The 15,044-nt window shown below is 49.6% G+C and carries 15 protein-coding genes and 1 riboswitch; of the genes, 14 read left to right on the forward strand and 1 reads right to left on the reverse strand.

From position 1 onward, the window contains the following. Positions 1 to 99: 99 nt before the first annotated feature. On the reverse strand, positions 100 to 1,233 hold the full coding sequence (locus ACFO4L_RS10770; RefSeq protein ID WP_377909674.1) for an FAD/NAD(P)-binding protein: 1,134 nt from the start codon (positions 1,231 to 1,233) through the stop codon (positions 100 to 102). A 141-nt stretch (positions 1,234 to 1,374) separates the two neighbouring features. Here ACFO4L_RS10770 and ACFO4L_RS10775 point away from each other — a divergent pair, with 141 nt between their 5' ends. The 14 genes from ACFO4L_RS10775 to ACFO4L_RS10835 all read left to right on the forward strand — a co-directional run bounded on the left by ACFO4L_RS10775 (position 1,375) and on the right by ACFO4L_RS10835 (position 15,042). Further along, positions 1,375 to 1,731 (forward strand): arsenate reductase family protein, encoded by a 357-nt coding sequence (locus ACFO4L_RS10775; protein WP_377909675.1) that lies wholly within the window; start codon positions 1,375 to 1,377, stop codon positions 1,729 to 1,731. Between the two features lie 91 nt (positions 1,732 to 1,822). Beyond that, the gene (gcvH, locus tag ACFO4L_RS10780) at positions 1,823 to 2,206 is read left to right on the forward strand and encodes a glycine cleavage system protein GcvH (RefSeq protein ID WP_377909676.1); all 384 of its coding nucleotides are present in this window, start codon (positions 1,823 to 1,825) and stop codon (positions 2,204 to 2,206) included. 168 nt (positions 2,207 to 2,374) lie between these two features. Further along, positions 2,375 to 2,483: riboswitch (SAM riboswitch) on the forward strand. A 156-nt stretch (positions 2,484 to 2,639) separates the two neighbouring features. Beyond that, a complete protein-coding gene (locus tag ACFO4L_RS10785; RefSeq protein WP_377909677.1) occupies positions 2,640 to 3,665 on the forward strand; it encodes a methionine ABC transporter ATP-binding protein in 1,026 nt (341 codons plus the stop codon). Between the two features lie 7 nt (positions 3,666 to 3,672). After that, positions 3,673 to 4,341: a methionine ABC transporter permease gene (locus ACFO4L_RS10790; protein ID WP_377909712.1), complete on the forward strand. Its 669-nt coding sequence runs from the start codon at positions 3,673 to 3,675 to the stop codon at positions 4,339 to 4,341. Between the two features lie 19 nt (positions 4,342 to 4,360). Then, positions 4,361 to 5,311 (forward strand): MetQ/NlpA family ABC transporter substrate-binding protein, encoded by a 951-nt coding sequence (locus ACFO4L_RS10795; RefSeq protein ID WP_377909678.1) that lies wholly within the window; start codon positions 4,361 to 4,363, stop codon positions 5,309 to 5,311. Between the two features lie 675 nt (positions 5,312 to 5,986). Then, on the forward strand, positions 5,987 to 6,118 hold the full coding sequence (locus tag ACFO4L_RS17580; RefSeq protein ID WP_465251174.1) for a hypothetical protein: 132 nt from the start codon (positions 5,987 to 5,989) through the stop codon (positions 6,116 to 6,118). A 389-nt stretch (positions 6,119 to 6,507) separates the two neighbouring features. After that, positions 6,508 to 7,287, forward strand: coding sequence for a Fe-S cluster assembly ATPase SufC (gene sufC, locus ACFO4L_RS10800; RefSeq protein ID WP_377909679.1), 780 nt, complete (start codon positions 6,508 to 6,510; stop codon positions 7,285 to 7,287). A 25-nt stretch (positions 7,288 to 7,312) separates the two neighbouring features. Further along, on the forward strand, positions 7,313 to 8,620 hold the full coding sequence (gene sufD, locus ACFO4L_RS10805; RefSeq protein WP_377909680.1) for a Fe-S cluster assembly protein SufD: 1,308 nt from the start codon (positions 7,313 to 7,315) through the stop codon (positions 8,618 to 8,620). Between the two features lie 2 nt (positions 8,621 to 8,622). Continuing rightward, on the forward strand, positions 8,623 to 9,846 hold the full coding sequence (locus tag ACFO4L_RS10810; protein WP_377909681.1) for a cysteine desulfurase: 1,224 nt from the start codon (positions 8,623 to 8,625) through the stop codon (positions 9,844 to 9,846). Then, a complete protein-coding gene (sufU, locus tag ACFO4L_RS10815) occupies positions 9,833 to 10,279 on the forward strand; it encodes a Fe-S cluster assembly sulfur transfer protein SufU (protein WP_377909682.1) in 447 nt (148 codons plus the stop codon). The genes ACFO4L_RS10810 and sufU overlap by 14 nt, the downstream gene beginning before the upstream one ends. Positions 10,280 to 10,408: 129 nt before the next feature. Next, positions 10,409 to 11,806 (forward strand): Fe-S cluster assembly protein SufB, encoded by a 1,398-nt coding sequence (gene sufB, locus ACFO4L_RS10820; protein WP_377909683.1) that lies wholly within the window; start codon positions 10,409 to 10,411, stop codon positions 11,804 to 11,806. A gap of 124 nt (positions 11,807 to 11,930) precedes the next feature. Continuing rightward, positions 11,931 to 12,797, forward strand: a complete 867-nt coding sequence (locus tag ACFO4L_RS10825) for a DUF72 domain-containing protein (RefSeq protein WP_377909684.1) — start codon at positions 11,931 to 11,933, stop codon at positions 12,795 to 12,797. A gap of 32 nt (positions 12,798 to 12,829) precedes the next feature. Then, positions 12,830 to 13,654 (forward strand): sulfite exporter TauE/SafE family protein, encoded by an 825-nt coding sequence (locus tag ACFO4L_RS10830; RefSeq protein ID WP_377909685.1) that lies wholly within the window; start codon positions 12,830 to 12,832, stop codon positions 13,652 to 13,654. Positions 13,655 to 13,668: 14 nt separating this feature from the next. Next, positions 13,669 to 15,042: a bifunctional metallophosphatase/5'-nucleotidase gene (locus ACFO4L_RS10835; RefSeq protein WP_377909686.1), complete on the forward strand. Its 1,374-nt coding sequence runs from the start codon at positions 13,669 to 13,671 to the stop codon at positions 15,040 to 15,042. Positions 15,043 to 15,044: the final 2 nt, after the last annotated feature.

The raw sequence follows: 15,044 nt of genomic DNA on the forward strand, positions 1-15,044 counted from the left end.
TGCCGCCCTAAAATAATTATAATCTTCTTTCTGGCAGCAGAAAGACATTCTCTCAGAAAACCCCGGTCCTCCTGTCTCCCCACAGGCGGACCGGGGTTTTCACATGCAGACAGATGCAGCGATCCTTCTGGCTGCGCGCTGGGCACCGGCGATGTTTCTCGCTGACGGGCCGATTTCCAGCTCGGCGAGGGCACCGGTGACGTAAAGACGATCTGTCCACATAAGCGATGGGGAAAGCTTTGGATACCCGCAGTCTGCACAAGGAAGCGAATAAGCGTCAATCAGCGGCTGAATCCAGGCGGACCCGGGAAGCTCCTTGGAGAAGCCCGTGCACGCCGTTACGGAATCTGCTGACAGAAGGCTTCCGGACGCGAGCTCAAGCTCGACCATGCCGTCTTCGCAGCGCCGGGATCCGGCAGCTTCATCCTGCATCATCTTCAGTCGTCCATCCCGTTCGAGCTTTCTCAGCTTAAACAGCAGCTCGCGCGTCATCGTGCCAGTCCGTCTTTCTGTGTGAATACAGCGGCGCCGTCTTCGGTGATCCATACGGCTGAATGCCTGCATCCGTTTCGGTCCGAGCCAGCCGGGATCGCTGTCAAACTGGGAAACGCGAAGCGGTTTGCGATGCAGCAAAACGGTTTCGGTGTGACGTTGTTCGGCGAGATAAATCGCCGTATGCGCAGCAGAAATACCTCCTCCAACGACAACGGCGCGTCCGGTAACAGCAGAAGGGTCAAAGGACGGGTCGTAAACGTGCACTGCCTCAGGCTGGAGGGCAGCGGGAATCACAGGGCGGCTGCCGCCTCCGGGAGCTAACAAGAGATTGGCTGTCGTCAACGTGTTCTTTTTTCCATAAACGGTCCAGCCGGGTTGACTTTTTTCCACGTGAACGACCGTATCCTGCAGCCAGCTGTCAGCAATGCCTGTTTCCTGCAGCAGCTCTTTAGACGTGTCATAGAACATAGAACGGGAGGGACGCTTGTAGCGGCCGAGAAAGCTGTCGCCCCGCTTCACCAGCTCTAATGGATCCGGCGACAAATGGTGAACGAACGTGGAGCGTAAATAGGGCATTCTGATTTTTTCTGTACGTTCTTTCCAAACAGCAAGCGGCTCTGGATGAGGGTCTACCACAGCAATATCTGCAGCGGAGATGCCGGCCTGTCTGCAAAGATGAACCGCTGCCGTCATCCCTTGTATGCCGCCTCCAACGATGAGCCATGAAACGTCACGCATCTAAATCAACTCCTGAAAGAAATTGTAAAACGAAATAATTACGATTTATCGAAAGTATATCGAAATTGCTTCACCGGCGCAACAGAAGATAGAACAATGATGCGAGATGCGGTAAACTGAATGAGGAAAGGAGTGAGAGCGATGAGCGTAACGTTTTATCATTATCCGAAATGCACGACGTGTAAAAAAGCAAAAAAGTGGTTGGAAAATGAAGGGGTCGCATTAGAAGAGGTACATATTGTTGAACATCCGCCTTCTAAAGATGAGCTCAAAAAACTTCATGAACAGAGCGGGCTGCCGCTGAAGCGGTTCTTCAACACGAGCGGACAGAAATACCGCGAGCTTGGCTTAAAGGATAAGCTTGGGGATATGCCGGAAGAAGAGCAGCTGGAACTGCTTGCGTCAGACGGTATGCTGATCAAGCGTCCGATTGCTGCAAAAGATGGACATGTCACAGTCGGCTTCCGCGAAGCAGACTACGAGAAAACCTGGAAATAAGCTTCCGCCGGTTGCGGTGCCAGCAGCTGTTATATTATAGTGGAAGAGGAAGTGTTTGTTTACTTACTACGCAGATGGAGGGATCCGGAGCATGAGCCTGCCAAAGGATTATAAGTATTCAGAAGAGCACGAATGGGTAAAAGAGGAAGATGGAAAAGTACGAATCGGCATCACTGATTTCGCACAGAGTGAATTAGGCGATATCGTATTCGTAGAACTGCCGGAGGTTGGAGATGAGCTGAAGGCAGACGAACCATTTGGAAGTGTGGAATCGGTTAAAACGGTTTCCGAGCTTTACGCGCCAGTCAGCGGAAAAGTGGTGGAAATCAACGAAGAACTGGAGGATTCTCCAGAGCTCGTAAACGAGTCCCCATATGAGCAGGCGTGGATGGTTGTCGTAGAAGTGTCCAGCCAGGACGATGTCGACAAGCTGATGGACGCGGATGCCTACCAGAACATGATTGATCAGGAATAGAACAGCAATCTGAAACCGTTCGGCTTATCAAAAGCTGAACGGTTTTTTCTGGACAGGTGACCAGCGTCATGAACGTCATTGGCGGCTTTCAAGAAGCAGATCGTTTTTTGTTGACAAGCTTAAATCGCAGTGATAATATCCATATCAGACGAAAAAAAACGAATACTCTTCTTATCATGAGAGGTGGAGGGACTGGCCCGATGAAACCCGGCAACCACTGTACACGCGTACAGAAGGTGCCAATTCCTGCGGATGACGAACGTCCGGCAGATGAGAAGAAAGCTTTTCTTTTTAAACAAGAAAGCCTTTCTGCTCATCTGTATGGCAGAAGGGCTTTTTTCGTACGTTATATTTTTTTGCATGAACGCTTCTGTGCGTTAAATGGACTAAAGAGGTATGTTTAATTGCAAATAGATGGAAAGGAGTTTCTCTGTTGATTACGCTCTCGAAGCTAGCGAAAATTTTCCACACGAAAGACGGCGACGTCCGGGCAGTGGATGATATTGATCTGACAATTGATAAAGGAGAAATATTTGGAGTAATCGGGTACAGTGGTGCTGGTAAAAGTACGCTGATCCGCATGCTTAACATGCTGGAAGCACCGACTTCAGGAGAGGTCGATGTCGCCGGACGGCCAATGCACAGCTTATCTAAAGGAAAGCTGAGAGAGGCCCGGCAGGAGATCGGCATGATTTTTCAACATTTCAATCTGCTCTGGTCCCGAACGGTTGCGGAAAACATTGCATTTCCGCTTGAGATCAAAGGGGTGCCGAAGGAGGAGCAGAAGAAACGAGTCGATGAATTAATTCAGCTCGTCGGGTTAGACGGACGGGGCGGTTCCTATCCATCTCAGCTGAGCGGCGGTCAAAAGCAGCGTGTCGGCATTGCCCGTGCGCTGGCAAACGATCCGAAAGTGCTGCTCTGTGACGAAGCGACGTCCGCACTTGATCCTAAGACGACGGATTCGATTCTCGATCTGCTCGTCGACATCAATGCAAAGCTTGGGCTGACGATCGTTCTGATCACGCACGAAATGCATGTGATCCGGAAAATATGTCACCGGGTTGCTGTAATGGAAGCCGGGAAGATCGTGGAGCAGGGAGACGTTCTCGATATTTTCCGCCGCCCGCAGCAGGCGATGACGAAGGAATTCGTGAAGCAGGTGACTGAGCCGGAAGAGACAGAAGAGGCACTGAACCACCTGCTGGACCGCGAGGGCATCGGTCATGTTCTGCAGCTGACGTTTGTCGGCGGCGATACGCAGCGGCCGTTGATCACAGACGTTGTACGTAAATTCGACGTCGATATCAGCATTTTGCAAGGAAAGATTTCGCAGACGCAGCACGGGTCCTACGGCTCCTTGTTCGTCAGTATGAACGGGGAAGCTGATACCGTTCAGCAGGCGGTCGCCTATATCCGCGAACAGGAAGTTGAAGTGGAGGTGATCCACGGTGGATAACGTTATCATTCAGGCAGCGTTCCTTGGGGATGTAAACTGGGACAACATGTGGAATGCCACTGTCGAAACACTTTACATGTCTGTTGTAGCACTCGTGTTTACGTTTGTCTTCGGGATTGTTCTCGGACTGCTTTTATTCCTAACCGATCGCAAGCAGCTTTGGGAAAATAAAGCGGCGCACTTTGTTATCGGGGCGTATGTAAACATTTTCCGATCGATTCCTTTCATTATATTAATTGTACTGCTTATCCCGTTTACTCGATCGATCGTCGGCACATTTCTTGGACCATCGGCTGCTCTTCCGGCATTAATTATCGGAGCTGCACCTTTTTACGCTCGAATGGTAGAGATTGCGCTTCGTGAAATCGATAAAGGAGTTATTGAAGCATCGAAAGCTATGGGGGCCACAAACGGACAGATTATTCGTAAAGTTCTGCTTCCGGAATCGATGCCGGCACTTGTTTCCGGGATCACCGTTACAGCCATTGCGCTTGTCAGCTACACGGCAATGGCAGGTGTCATCGGTGCAGGCGGACTTGGTGACCTGGCCTTCCGGGATGGGTTCCAGCGAAACAATCCGGAAATAACGCTCACTGCAACCGTGATTATTCTGGTAATTGTATTTGCCCTTCAGTTCATTGGCGATATGATTACGAATAAAATAGATAAACGATAAATCAGGAGGAATGAATCAAATGAAACGTACCATTCAACTTGCAGGAATAAGTGCTTTATCACTGGCCTTTCTCGCAGCATGCGGCGAAGGAGAAAACAATAACACGACGGAGATCAACAGCGGCGATAATGCTGACAACGTCGAGGACGTAGAAAATAACAGTGAACCGGCTGACAATAACGCCGATGAAGCAGGTAACGAGGAAGACAATGAAGCAGATGAAGAAGCAGCTGGTGATTTTGAGCCGCTCACTGTTGGAGCGTCCAACATTCCACACGCTGAAATTTTGGAATTTGCTGCTCCTATGCTTGAAGAAGAGGGCATTGAACTGGAAATCGTAACATTCAACGACTACATCCTTCCTAACCAGGCACTGGATGAAGGAGAGCTGGATGCGAACTATTTCCAGCACGTGCCGTATCTTGAGTCTCAAATCGATGAATTTGGCTATGACTTTGTGAACAAAGGCGGTATTCACATCGAGCCGATCGGTCTTTACTCTCAGGACTATGATACGCTGGAAGATCTGCCGGAAGGCGCGGATATTATTATGAGTGACTCCGTAGCTGACCACGGCCGAATTTTGACCATGCTTGAAGAGGAAGGTCTGATTACGCTGGAGGAAGGCGTCGGAATTGAAGCAACGGTTGATGACATTGCAGAGAACCCGAATGACTTTAACTTCCAGGCAAACGTAGAAGCGGCTCTGCTGCCAACTGCTTATGAGAACAACGAAGCAGATGCGATCCTGATCAACTCGAACTACGCGCTTGATGCAGGTCTTAATCCACAGGAAGATGCGATCGCACTTGAATCCGCTGAGGACAATCCGTATGCCAACGTCATTGCGGTCCGCGGCGAAGATGAAGACGATCCACGCGCTGACATTCTTGTAGACGTGCTATTGTCTGACGATGTCCGTGACTTTATAGAAGAAGAATACGAAGGCGCCGTTATTCCAGCTGAGTAATGACGTCATTCACCGGGACCGTCCTTCACGTGAAGGGCGGTCTTCCGTTTGTTCATTGCATCGTTTCTCTTTCCGGATGAACCGTTTGCGGCTTCGGATAAATGCCCGGCCGCCGGCATATATATTAAAAGGAGCGTAACTGGCAGGCAAAGGTACACGGCGCCGTGGCAACGCAATTCAATGCCGCCTGAATAAATCCATCAGAATCTAAAAATGATTGACACAATAAAACAAATCGGCAAAACGAATAAATAACGTAAGCCGCCGCAAAGGTTATATTGCCTGAAGGAAATCGATCAATAATACAGAACTGGTCCCGCCGTCAGGCGATTATTTCAGCTTCAATTTTTGCTGAAAAACACAAGGCGTCAGCGAGCTGGAAACCTTGATACGAAAGGGGTAGACAAGTCCATCACTATGTAAGCGCTTCATTTGTGAAAGGTAGAGCAAATGGGAGAAAATGTCCCAAAATGTACAGATAGAAGACTTGAAATAAGCAAATGGACAAGGAGAGTGAATTGTCAGATAATATAACGCTGCATGCGCATTGGTTCACAAGCCGTTCCATACTATACTTACATCATCCCTTGAACAAAGAGGACAAATTATCTGGAAGGAATGTGATGAGCTATCCATCTTATTACGACGAAACACACTGTAGAAATGGAAAAGGCAATGCAGTCGTCCCACGGAATGTGCTACGGGGAATACAATTCCAAACTTGAGAACAGAATGCAGGTAGAAACTGCAAGGGATCAGGAATATGCAGAAAGCCAGAAAATTGTACAGCAGTTTCTTCACGGATAGAACAAAACACTCAGCCTATACATGACTAAAAAGCATGCCGGGACGAAATGTCCTTCAGGCATGCTTTTTCCGTTCTGCTCAATCTGTAGAAAGGTTAATTAAGATTTATTCTCAATTAAAACAAAAAAAGCCCATTCTATTGAGAATGAACTTGAAGAAGCTGTTCGGTGAAGCGGACACGATAGAAGATGACAATGTACTGATACCGCTGACTCTTTATTAAATTATCTCTTTTCCTTGAACTCAGTTAATAGATAAGATAAGATTAGAATGAAAATAATTAGAGAATCTATTGAAGGTTCCTGTGTTATGATAGAAACGTGCTACGGCACAACGACTATTATAACATGTATATAAACTAACTTTCAAAAAATATGGAGGTATCATTCATGACTAAGCCAAGCCTGAGTGTGAAAGATCTGCACGTATCCATCGAGGATAAGGAAATTTTAAAAGGATTCGGCATTGAAGTAAAAGGTGGCGAAATCCACGCGATTATGGGACCAAACGGTACAGGGAAGTCGACGCTTGCTTCTGCACTGATGGGGCACCCTAACTATGAAGTAACGAGCGGCGAAGCGACATTTAATGGGGAAGACCTGTTTGAGATGGAAGTTGACGAGCGTGCACGCGCAGGACTTTTCCTTGCGATGCAGTATCCAAGCGAAGTATCCGGTGTAACAAACGCGGACTTCATCCGCTCTGCTATGAACGCAGATCGCGACGAGGATGACCAGGTTTCTCTCATGCAGTTTATCCGTAAAATTGACGAGAAGATGGGTGCGCTTGAGATCGACCAGTCGTTCCAGCACCGTTATCTGAACGAAGGGTTCTCCGGCGGTGAGAAAAAGCGGAACGAAATTCTTCAGCTTCTCATGCTTGAACCGAAAATTGCGATTTTGGACGAGATCGATTCCGGCCTCGATATTGATGCACTGAAAGTAGTAGCAAAGGGTATCAATGAAATGCGCAACGAAGACTTCGGCTGCATGATTATCACGCACTATCAGCGTCTCCTCAACTACATCAAGCCGGACTTTGTCCACGTTATGATGCAGGGCCGCATTGTGAAATCCGGCGGACCTGAGCTTGCTCAGAAGCTTGAAGAGCAGGGCTATGACTGGATCAAGGAAGAGCTTGGTATCGAAGACGAAACTGTTGGGCAGTAATTACTGCAGGAGGAGGAGTTAGATTATGACAACGGAACTGACGTTTCCAGTTACAGAGCAGCAGCTGCAAAGCTTTTCTGAGAATCGGGAAGAACCTCAGTGGTTTAAGGATCAGCGTCTTGCAGCGCTTGATAAGGCAGGGAAGCTCGAGCTTCCAAAGCCGGATAAAACAAAGATTACGAAGTGGAACTTCACTTCTTTCTCATATGATGCAGCAACAGAAGCAACTTCTTCTTACAGCGGACTGTCGGACGCCGTTCGAACGCTTGTAGGGGAAGAAGCGAAGATCGATAACCTGCTGACGCAGAAAAACGGCGTGACGCAGTTCAGCTCCGTACAGGATGAACTTGCTGCCAAAGGTGTTATTTTTACTGATATGGCAACTGCAGTAAGCGAACACGGCGAGCTTGTGCAGAAATACTTCATGCAGGATGCTGTATCTGTTAACGAGCACAGCCTTACAGCAGTCCATGCAGCGCTCGTAAACGGCGGTACATTTATTTATGTGCCGGAAGGTGTGGAAGTAGAAGCACCGCTGCAAGCTATTTTTGCTCATGAAGGAAGCTTCGGCTTGTTCAACCACGTCCTGATCGTGGCAGAAGCAAACAGCCGTCTGACGTATATCGAAAACTACTTGAGCGAAGGATCTGGTGACGCAGCAGTGGCCAACATCATTTCCGAAGTGTATGTCGGTGACGGAGCAGTTGTGCGCTATGGAGCTGTTGATAACTTGACAGACAGCGTGACAACGTACGTAAACCGCCGCGGTTATGTCAGCGGTGTGGATGCACAGCTTTACTGGGCACTCGGTCAAATGAACGACGGTAACACCGTCTCGGAAAATACAACGTATCTGCACGGACAAGGCTCCTACGGCGATACAAAAACGGTCTCCATCGGCCGCGGCAAGCAGATTCAAAACTTCACAACAAATGTGATTCATTTCGGCAAAGATACAGACGGCCAAATTTTGAAGCATGGTGTTATGAAGGAAGCTGCCACCTCGATCTTTAACGGTATTTCTAAAATCGAACATGGTGCAACGAAAGCAAACGGTGAACAGACAGAACGTGTTCTCATGCTCAGCGAAAAAGCCCGCGGTGACGCGAATCCGATACTTTTGATCGATGAGGACGATGTAACAGCAGGGCACGCTGCCTCTGTTGGTAAAATTGACCCGCTGCAGATGTTCTATCTGATGAGCCGCGGTCTCAGCCGTACGGAAGCAGAGCGGCTGATCATTCACGGTTTCCTTGAGCCGGTTGTAGGCGCACTTCCAATCGACTCAGTCAAAGAGCAGCTGTTCGACGTTATCGAAAGGAAAGTGTACTGATTATGAATGTGCAGGACGTCCGCAAACGTTTCCCGATTTTGGACCAGGAGGTTAACGGGCATCCGCTCGTTTACCTCGACAGCGCAGCGACTTCACAGAAGCCTTCTTCTGTCATTGAAGCAGTAGAGGACTATTACAACCGCTACAATTCGAATGTCCATCGCGGCGTCCACACACTCGGTTCGATGGCTACAGATGGCTATGAAGGAGCTCGTGAGAAAGTTCGGCGGTTCATCGGTGCTTCCAGCATGGAGGAGATCGTTTTTCTTCGGGGCACAACGACTGCCATTAACCTGATTGCCTCCAGCTATGGCAAGGAAAATGTCGGACCTGGAGATGAAATTGTGATTACGCCGATGGAGCACCACAGCAACATCATTCCGTGGCAGCAGCTCGCCAAGGCTGCAGGTGCTGAATTAAAGTACATTCCGCTGCAGCCGGACGGCACAATTTCCATGGAAGATGCTGAGAAAACGATCACGGATCGTACCAAGATCGTATCGGTCATGCACGTATCAAACGTACTCGGTACCGTTAATCCGATCAAAGAGCTGACGGAAACGGCTCACCGCCATGGTGCGGTGATGGTCGTCGACGGTGCTCAGTCCGTTCCGCATATGAAAGTGGACGTACAGGATCTGGATGCCGATTTTTATGCTTTCTCCGGTCATAAGATGTGCGGTCCGACCGGTATCGGTGTGCTTTACGGGAAGAAGAGCCTGTTAAAGAAGATGGAGCCGGTGGAGTTCGGCGGTGAAATGATCGACTTCGTGGGCCTTTATGACTCTACGTGGAAAGAGCTTCCGTGGAAGTTTGAAGGCGGCACACCGATCATTGCCGGTGCGATTGGGCTGGCCGCAGCCATTGATTTTCTTGAAGAAATCGGTCTTGATCACATTGAGGCACATGAGAAAAAGCTCGCACGCTATGCGCTTGATCAGTTAAAGGATGTAGACGGTGTAACGGTTTACGGCCCGGAGGAACGGGCGGGAATCGTGACATTTAATGCCGACGATGTGCATCCGCATGACCTTGCCACTGTGTTGGATTCCGAAGGTGTAGCGGTGCGTGCGGGACATCACTGTGCACAGCCGCTGATGAAGTGGCTGGATGTGACAGCGACAGCAAGAGCCAGTTTCTATCTTTATAATACGGAAGAGGATGTTGACCGCTTCGTCGCGTCTCTTCACAAAGCAAAGGAGTATTTCGGCGATGTCTTTGGGTAATCAGCTGGACACACTCTACCGTCAGGTAATTATGGATCACTACAAAAATCCGCGTAATAAAAAAGAGCTCGAAGGCGATACGCTGTCGGTTGATATGAATAATCCGACTTGCGGTGACCGCATTCAGCTGCAGATGAAGGTGGATGACGGACACATTGCCGAAGCTGCCTTTACCGGCGACGGATGTTCGATCAGCATGTCCTCTGCGTCCATGATGACACAGGCAGTCAAAGGACTTCCTGTTGACGACGCGCTGCGCATGTCTTCGCTTTTCTCCGACATGATGCTCGGGAAAGACATCGATACAGCTGGACTGGATCTTGGCGACATTGAAGCGCTGCAGGGAGTTGCAAAATTTCCAGCACGGATTAAATGCGCTACCCTTGCCTGGAAAGCAATGGAGCAGGGGCTTGAAGAAGAGGACCAGTCATAGTCGTTTTTTGTAAGTGATGCCGATATGATGTAAAATGGATATACAGCGTCAAAAGGCGCCTAAGTTGTACAGGAACGAACAGACCGTCAGTGCTGTTTTTGCAGATAGATTTACAAGGAGGGTTTCACCATGGCGAAGAAAATGCCGGAAATGGAAGAGTATCAGTACGGCTTTTCGGACAAGGACGTATCGATTTTCCGTTCGAAAAAAGGTCTGACCGAAGAGATCGTGCGCGAAATCTCCAAGATTAAAGATGAACCTCAGTGGATGCTTGATTTCCGACTGAAGTCACTGGAACAATTTTATAAGATGCCGATGCCTCAGTGGGGCGGCGATCTGTCCGAGCTGGACTTTGATGAGATCACGTATTACGTGAAGCCGTCAGAACGTTCCGAGCGTTCTTGGGACGAGGTTCCGGAAGAAATTAAAAATACGTTTGACAAGCTGGGTATTCCAGAAGCAGAGCAAAAATACCTCGCAGGTGTTTCTGCGCAGTATGAATCTGAAGTTGTGTATCACAACATGAAGGAAGAGCTGACCGAGCAGGGTATCATTTTCAAGGATACGGATACAGCGCTTAAAGAAGATGAAGAAATCTTCCGCGAGCACTTCGGTAAAGTGATTCCTCCATCCGACAACAAGTTTGCTGCACTGAACTCTGCCGTATGGTCCGGCGGTTCATTCATTTACGTGCCAAAAGGGATTAAGACGGATACGCCTCTCCAGGCCTACTTCCGTATTAACTCAGAGAATATGGGTCAGTTCGAGCGTACGCTCATCATTGCCGATGAAGACAGCTCCGTGCACTATGTAGAGGGCTGTACTGCTCCAGTTTATACAACGAACTCGCTTCACAGTGCCGTTGTTGAAATCATCGTGAAGAAAGATGCGTACTGCCGCTACACGACGATTCAAAACTGGGCGCCGAACGTATTCAATCTCGTAACAAAGCGTGCCGTTGCAGAAGAAAATGCTGTAATGGAATGGGTCGATGGAAATATCGGCTCGAAGCTGACGATGAAGTATCCGGCTGTCGTGATGAAAGGCCGCGGTGCACGCGGAAACGTTCTTTCCATTGCGATTGCAGGGAAAGGCCAGCATCAGGACGCTGGTGCCAAGATGCATCACCTTGCGCCTGACTGTTCTTCTTCGATCGTATCGAAGTCTATTTCCAAGCATGGCGGTAAAGTAACGTACCGCGGAATCGTGCACTTCGGGCGTAAATCAGAGCGTTCCCGTTCCAACATTGAGTGTGATACGCTCATCATGGACAATGAGTCAACGTCTGATACAATCCCGTACAACGAAATATTGAACAACAATATTTCGCTTGAGCACGAAGCGACTGTTTCCAAAGTTTCGGAAGAGCAGCTCTTCTATCTGATGAGCCGCGGTGTTTCCGAGCAGGAAGCAACGGAAATGATCGTAATGGGCTTCATCGAGCCATTTACGAAAGAGCTTCCAATGGAATATGCGGTTGAAATGAACCGTCTCATTAAGTTCGAGATGGAAGGTTCAATCGGGTAATACGCATTTGCTCTGAAGCGGATCTGCCTTTCGGCGGGTCCGCTTTTTGTTTCGACTTCTCTTTTCCGGGGGAAAGGAAGTTCAGAGCGAATAAGCGAAAAAGCACTTGAAAGGAGCGGGTATCATGGGCAGAATAGATATAGGACTGACAGGCTGGGGAGACCACGATACTCTTTATGAGGATCTTCCTTCGAAAGCGTCTAAACTGGAGGCATACGCCAGGCATTTTCCGGCAGTAGAGCTCGACTCCTCTTTTTATGCCGTCCCGCCGGCTAAAAATATTCAAAAGTGGCTTGGAGAGACGCCTGAAGGGTTTCAATTTATTCCAAAAGCGTATCAAGGGATGACCGGTCATCAGCGCGGCAGAAGCCCATTTGATTCACGGGAGGAAATGCTGGAGGCCTTTCGGCTTGCCTTCACGCCGATGCTGGAAGCTGGAAAGCTGTCCTACGTCCTGTGCCAATTCCCGCCCTGGTTTGACTGCACACAAAAGCATGTGCAATACATAAAGTGGCTCCGGGAAGAGCTGCGTCGTTTTCCGGCAGCGCTCGAATTCCGTCATTCCTCGTGGTATACAGAGGCATACAAAGAAAAAACGCTCGATTACATGAAGCAGGACGACTGGATTCACAGCGTCTGCGATGAGCCTCAGATCGGTGAACGATCCATTCCATGGGTCGGAGAAGCCACACACAAGGAGCATACGCTTGTGAGGCTTCACGGCCGGAATAAAGCGGCCTGGCAAAAGCCGGCCTCGGGGCAGAAGTGGCGCGAAGTCCGCTATTTGTACGATTATAACGAAGAAGAGCTCCACGACATACTCGAAAAAGTGGAGAAGCTTACGAACCAATCACGCGCGGTGACAGTCGTGTTTAACAACAATTCAGGAGGTCACGCAGCCGGCAATGCAAAGCGGCTGCAGGAAATGGCTGGTCTGCCGGTAAAGGGGCCGGCTCCGAAGCAGCTTGGATTATTTGATAACGAAGACTGACCTCCGCTGCTTTTCAGAGGAGTACATGACGAATGGAATGGATTGCCCTTGCCTTCCTCGGCCTTGCAGCTGCGATTGTCGGCAGCGTTATGGGACTTGGAGGAGGAATAATTATCGTCCCGGCACTTATGGTGCTCGGAGGCTATACAGAGCTGTTAAGCGGCATTACGCCGCAGACAGCGGTCGGAACATCGCTGCTGGTGATGATTTTTACCGGTCTCTCGTCGACGCTTGCTTATATGAAGCAGAAAGTCGTTGATTTAAAAAGCGGGCTGCTCTTCTTTGCAGGGAGCGGTCCTGGAGCCCTGTTCGGCGTCTGGCTGAACAGCGGCATTGATGTCGCAAGTTTTTTAATCGCATTCGGCGTCTTTATTATTATCGTATCGTTTATCCTGCTGATCCGGCACCGAATTAAGCCGATTCCCCTTCGGCCGGGCGGAATCAAACGGACTTTCCGCGAGCCGGACGGCACGATCCGTGAATATGGCTATGAAGCGTGGCTTGGCATTTCAATTGCCTTTTTTGTCGGCATGTTTTCCGGCTTGTTCGGCATCGGCGGCGGCTCGCTTATGGTGCCTGCTATGATCATTCTCTTTGCCTTTCCGCCGCATTTTGCAGTAGCAACGTCCATGTTTCTCGTCTTTCTCTCTGCGCTTGTAAGCTCTGCATCCCACGTCGCACTTGGGAATGTGGACTGGGTATACGCAGCAGCTCTCATTCCGGGAGCTTGGTTCGGCGGGAAGATAGGGGCATGGATCAATCGCCGGCTGAAAAGTGATACACTCGTGCTCGCGCTGCGAATTGTGCTGCTCTTGATCGGCATCAGGCTTATCTATGAAGGAATAACCGGATTATAAAAGGAGGTCCCGGCGTGGCAACAGTAACGATTCTGCATACAAATGATCTTCACAGCGAGCTGGACCAGTGGCCTGCTGCTGCTGCCCTGCTGAAGGTGAAACGGAAAGCAGCAGAAGAGCGAGGTGAGCATGTCCTCCTTTATGATATAGGCGATCACTGCGACCGGGTGCACCCGTTAACAGAAGGCCTGATGGGTCGTGGAAACACGGAGCTGTTAAACGAGATGCGCTATGACGCAGTGACCATCGGTAATAACGAAGGCATCACACTGCCGAAAGCGGCACTTGAATCTCTCTATGAACGAGCAGAGTTTGATGTACTCGTAGCCAACCTGTACCATCCGGATGGTAATCGTCCATCCTGGTGCAAGCCGTGGGAGCTTTACATACTCCCGGATGGCTACCGGCTTGCGGTCGTTGGATTAACCATTCCGTTTTATCAGTTTTATGAGGAGCTCGGATGGAAAGTGGAAGACCCACTGCAGGAGATGGGCGAGCTTCTCCCTGAGATGAGCCGGCATGCTGACGGCATCATCTGTTTATCCCACCTCGGACTTCGGCTTGACCGCGAACTAGCAGAGGCGTTTCCAGCTATCTCGGTGATACTCGGAGCCCATACGCATCATGTTCTGGAGAATGGCGAGCTGCATCATCAAACGTGGATTCACCAGTGCGGACGTTCCGCTTCCCATATTGGCGAAATTACGATCGAAACAGAAAGCGGCAGTCCGGCGCGTGTCAAGCATATTCACACTCATGAAGTAAAGGGCATCCGGGGGGATGGCGAAACCGGGCGTCATCTGGAGCGGCTGGAAGCAGAAGCACTGCCTCAGCTTTATCATCCGGTCGCTGAACTGCCTGAAGCGCTGCACGTTTCCTGGTATGAACCGTCCTCGCTTACCGCACTTGCCGCAGAGGGCCTTCGTGAGTGGTGCAGCGCAGATGCAGCTATGTTCAATGCCGGACTGCTGTTAAACAGCCTGCCTGCAGGCCAGGTCACGCGGCATCATCTCCATCAAATCTGTCCTCATCCAATCAACCCTGCTGTCGTAAAAATCGAGGGAACCGATTTAAAGAAAATCATCCGTCTTTCCAATGAAGAAACGATGATTCACTACCGTCTGCGAGGCTACGGCTTTCGCGGAAAAGTGCTTGGAATGACATCTTTTTATGGCAGGGAGGGCCTCATAAATGGAGATGCCGAGCGGCTGATTGAAGACCGCCGTATCTACAGCCTGGCTGTTCCGGATCTATTTACGTTCAGCCATTTATATCCGCTGATGAATGATCTCCATTCAAAACAGTACTTTATGCCGGAATTTTTGCGGGATGTACTTGCCTGGAAGCTGGAAAAGACGTACGGCAAGGCATCGCCGGTGACGAAATAAAA

The sequence above is a fragment of the Bacillus daqingensis genome, assembly GCF_042654445.1.
Lineage (GTDB): Bacteria > Bacillota > Bacilli > Bacillales > Salisediminibacteriaceae > Alkalicoccus > Alkalicoccus luteus.

Coding starts and splice junctions, on each gene's coding strand:
- ACFO4L_RS10770 (WP_377909674.1), bottom strand. CDS start 1,233: ATGCGTGACGTTTCATGGCTCATCGTTGGAGGCGGCATACAAGGGATG.
- ACFO4L_RS10775 (WP_377909675.1), top strand. CDS start 1,375: ATGAGCGTAACGTTTTATCATTATCCGAAATGCACGACGTGTAAAAAA.
- gcvH (WP_377909676.1), top strand. CDS start 1,823: ATGAGCCTGCCAAAGGATTATAAGTATTCAGAAGAGCACGAATGGGTA.
- ACFO4L_RS10795 (WP_377909678.1), top strand. CDS start 4,361: ATGAAACGTACCATTCAACTTGCAGGAATAAGTGCTTTATCACTGGCC.
- ACFO4L_RS17580 (WP_465251174.1), top strand. CDS start 5,987: ATGCAGTCGTCCCACGGAATGTGCTACGGGGAATACAATTCCAAACTT.
- sufC (WP_377909679.1), top strand. CDS start 6,508: ATGACTAAGCCAAGCCTGAGTGTGAAAGATCTGCACGTATCCATCGAG.
- sufD (WP_377909680.1), top strand. CDS start 7,313: ATGACAACGGAACTGACGTTTCCAGTTACAGAGCAGCAGCTGCAAAGC.
- ACFO4L_RS10810 (WP_377909681.1), top strand. CDS start 8,623: ATGAATGTGCAGGACGTCCGCAAACGTTTCCCGATTTTGGACCAGGAG.
- sufU (WP_377909682.1), top strand. CDS start 9,833: ATGTCTTTGGGTAATCAGCTGGACACACTCTACCGTCAGGTAATTATG.
- sufB (WP_377909683.1), top strand. CDS start 10,409: ATGGCGAAGAAAATGCCGGAAATGGAAGAGTATCAGTACGGCTTTTCG.
- ACFO4L_RS10825 (WP_377909684.1), top strand. CDS start 11,931: ATGGGCAGAATAGATATAGGACTGACAGGCTGGGGAGACCACGATACT.
- ACFO4L_RS10830 (WP_377909685.1), top strand. CDS start 12,830: ATGGAATGGATTGCCCTTGCCTTCCTCGGCCTTGCAGCTGCGATTGTC.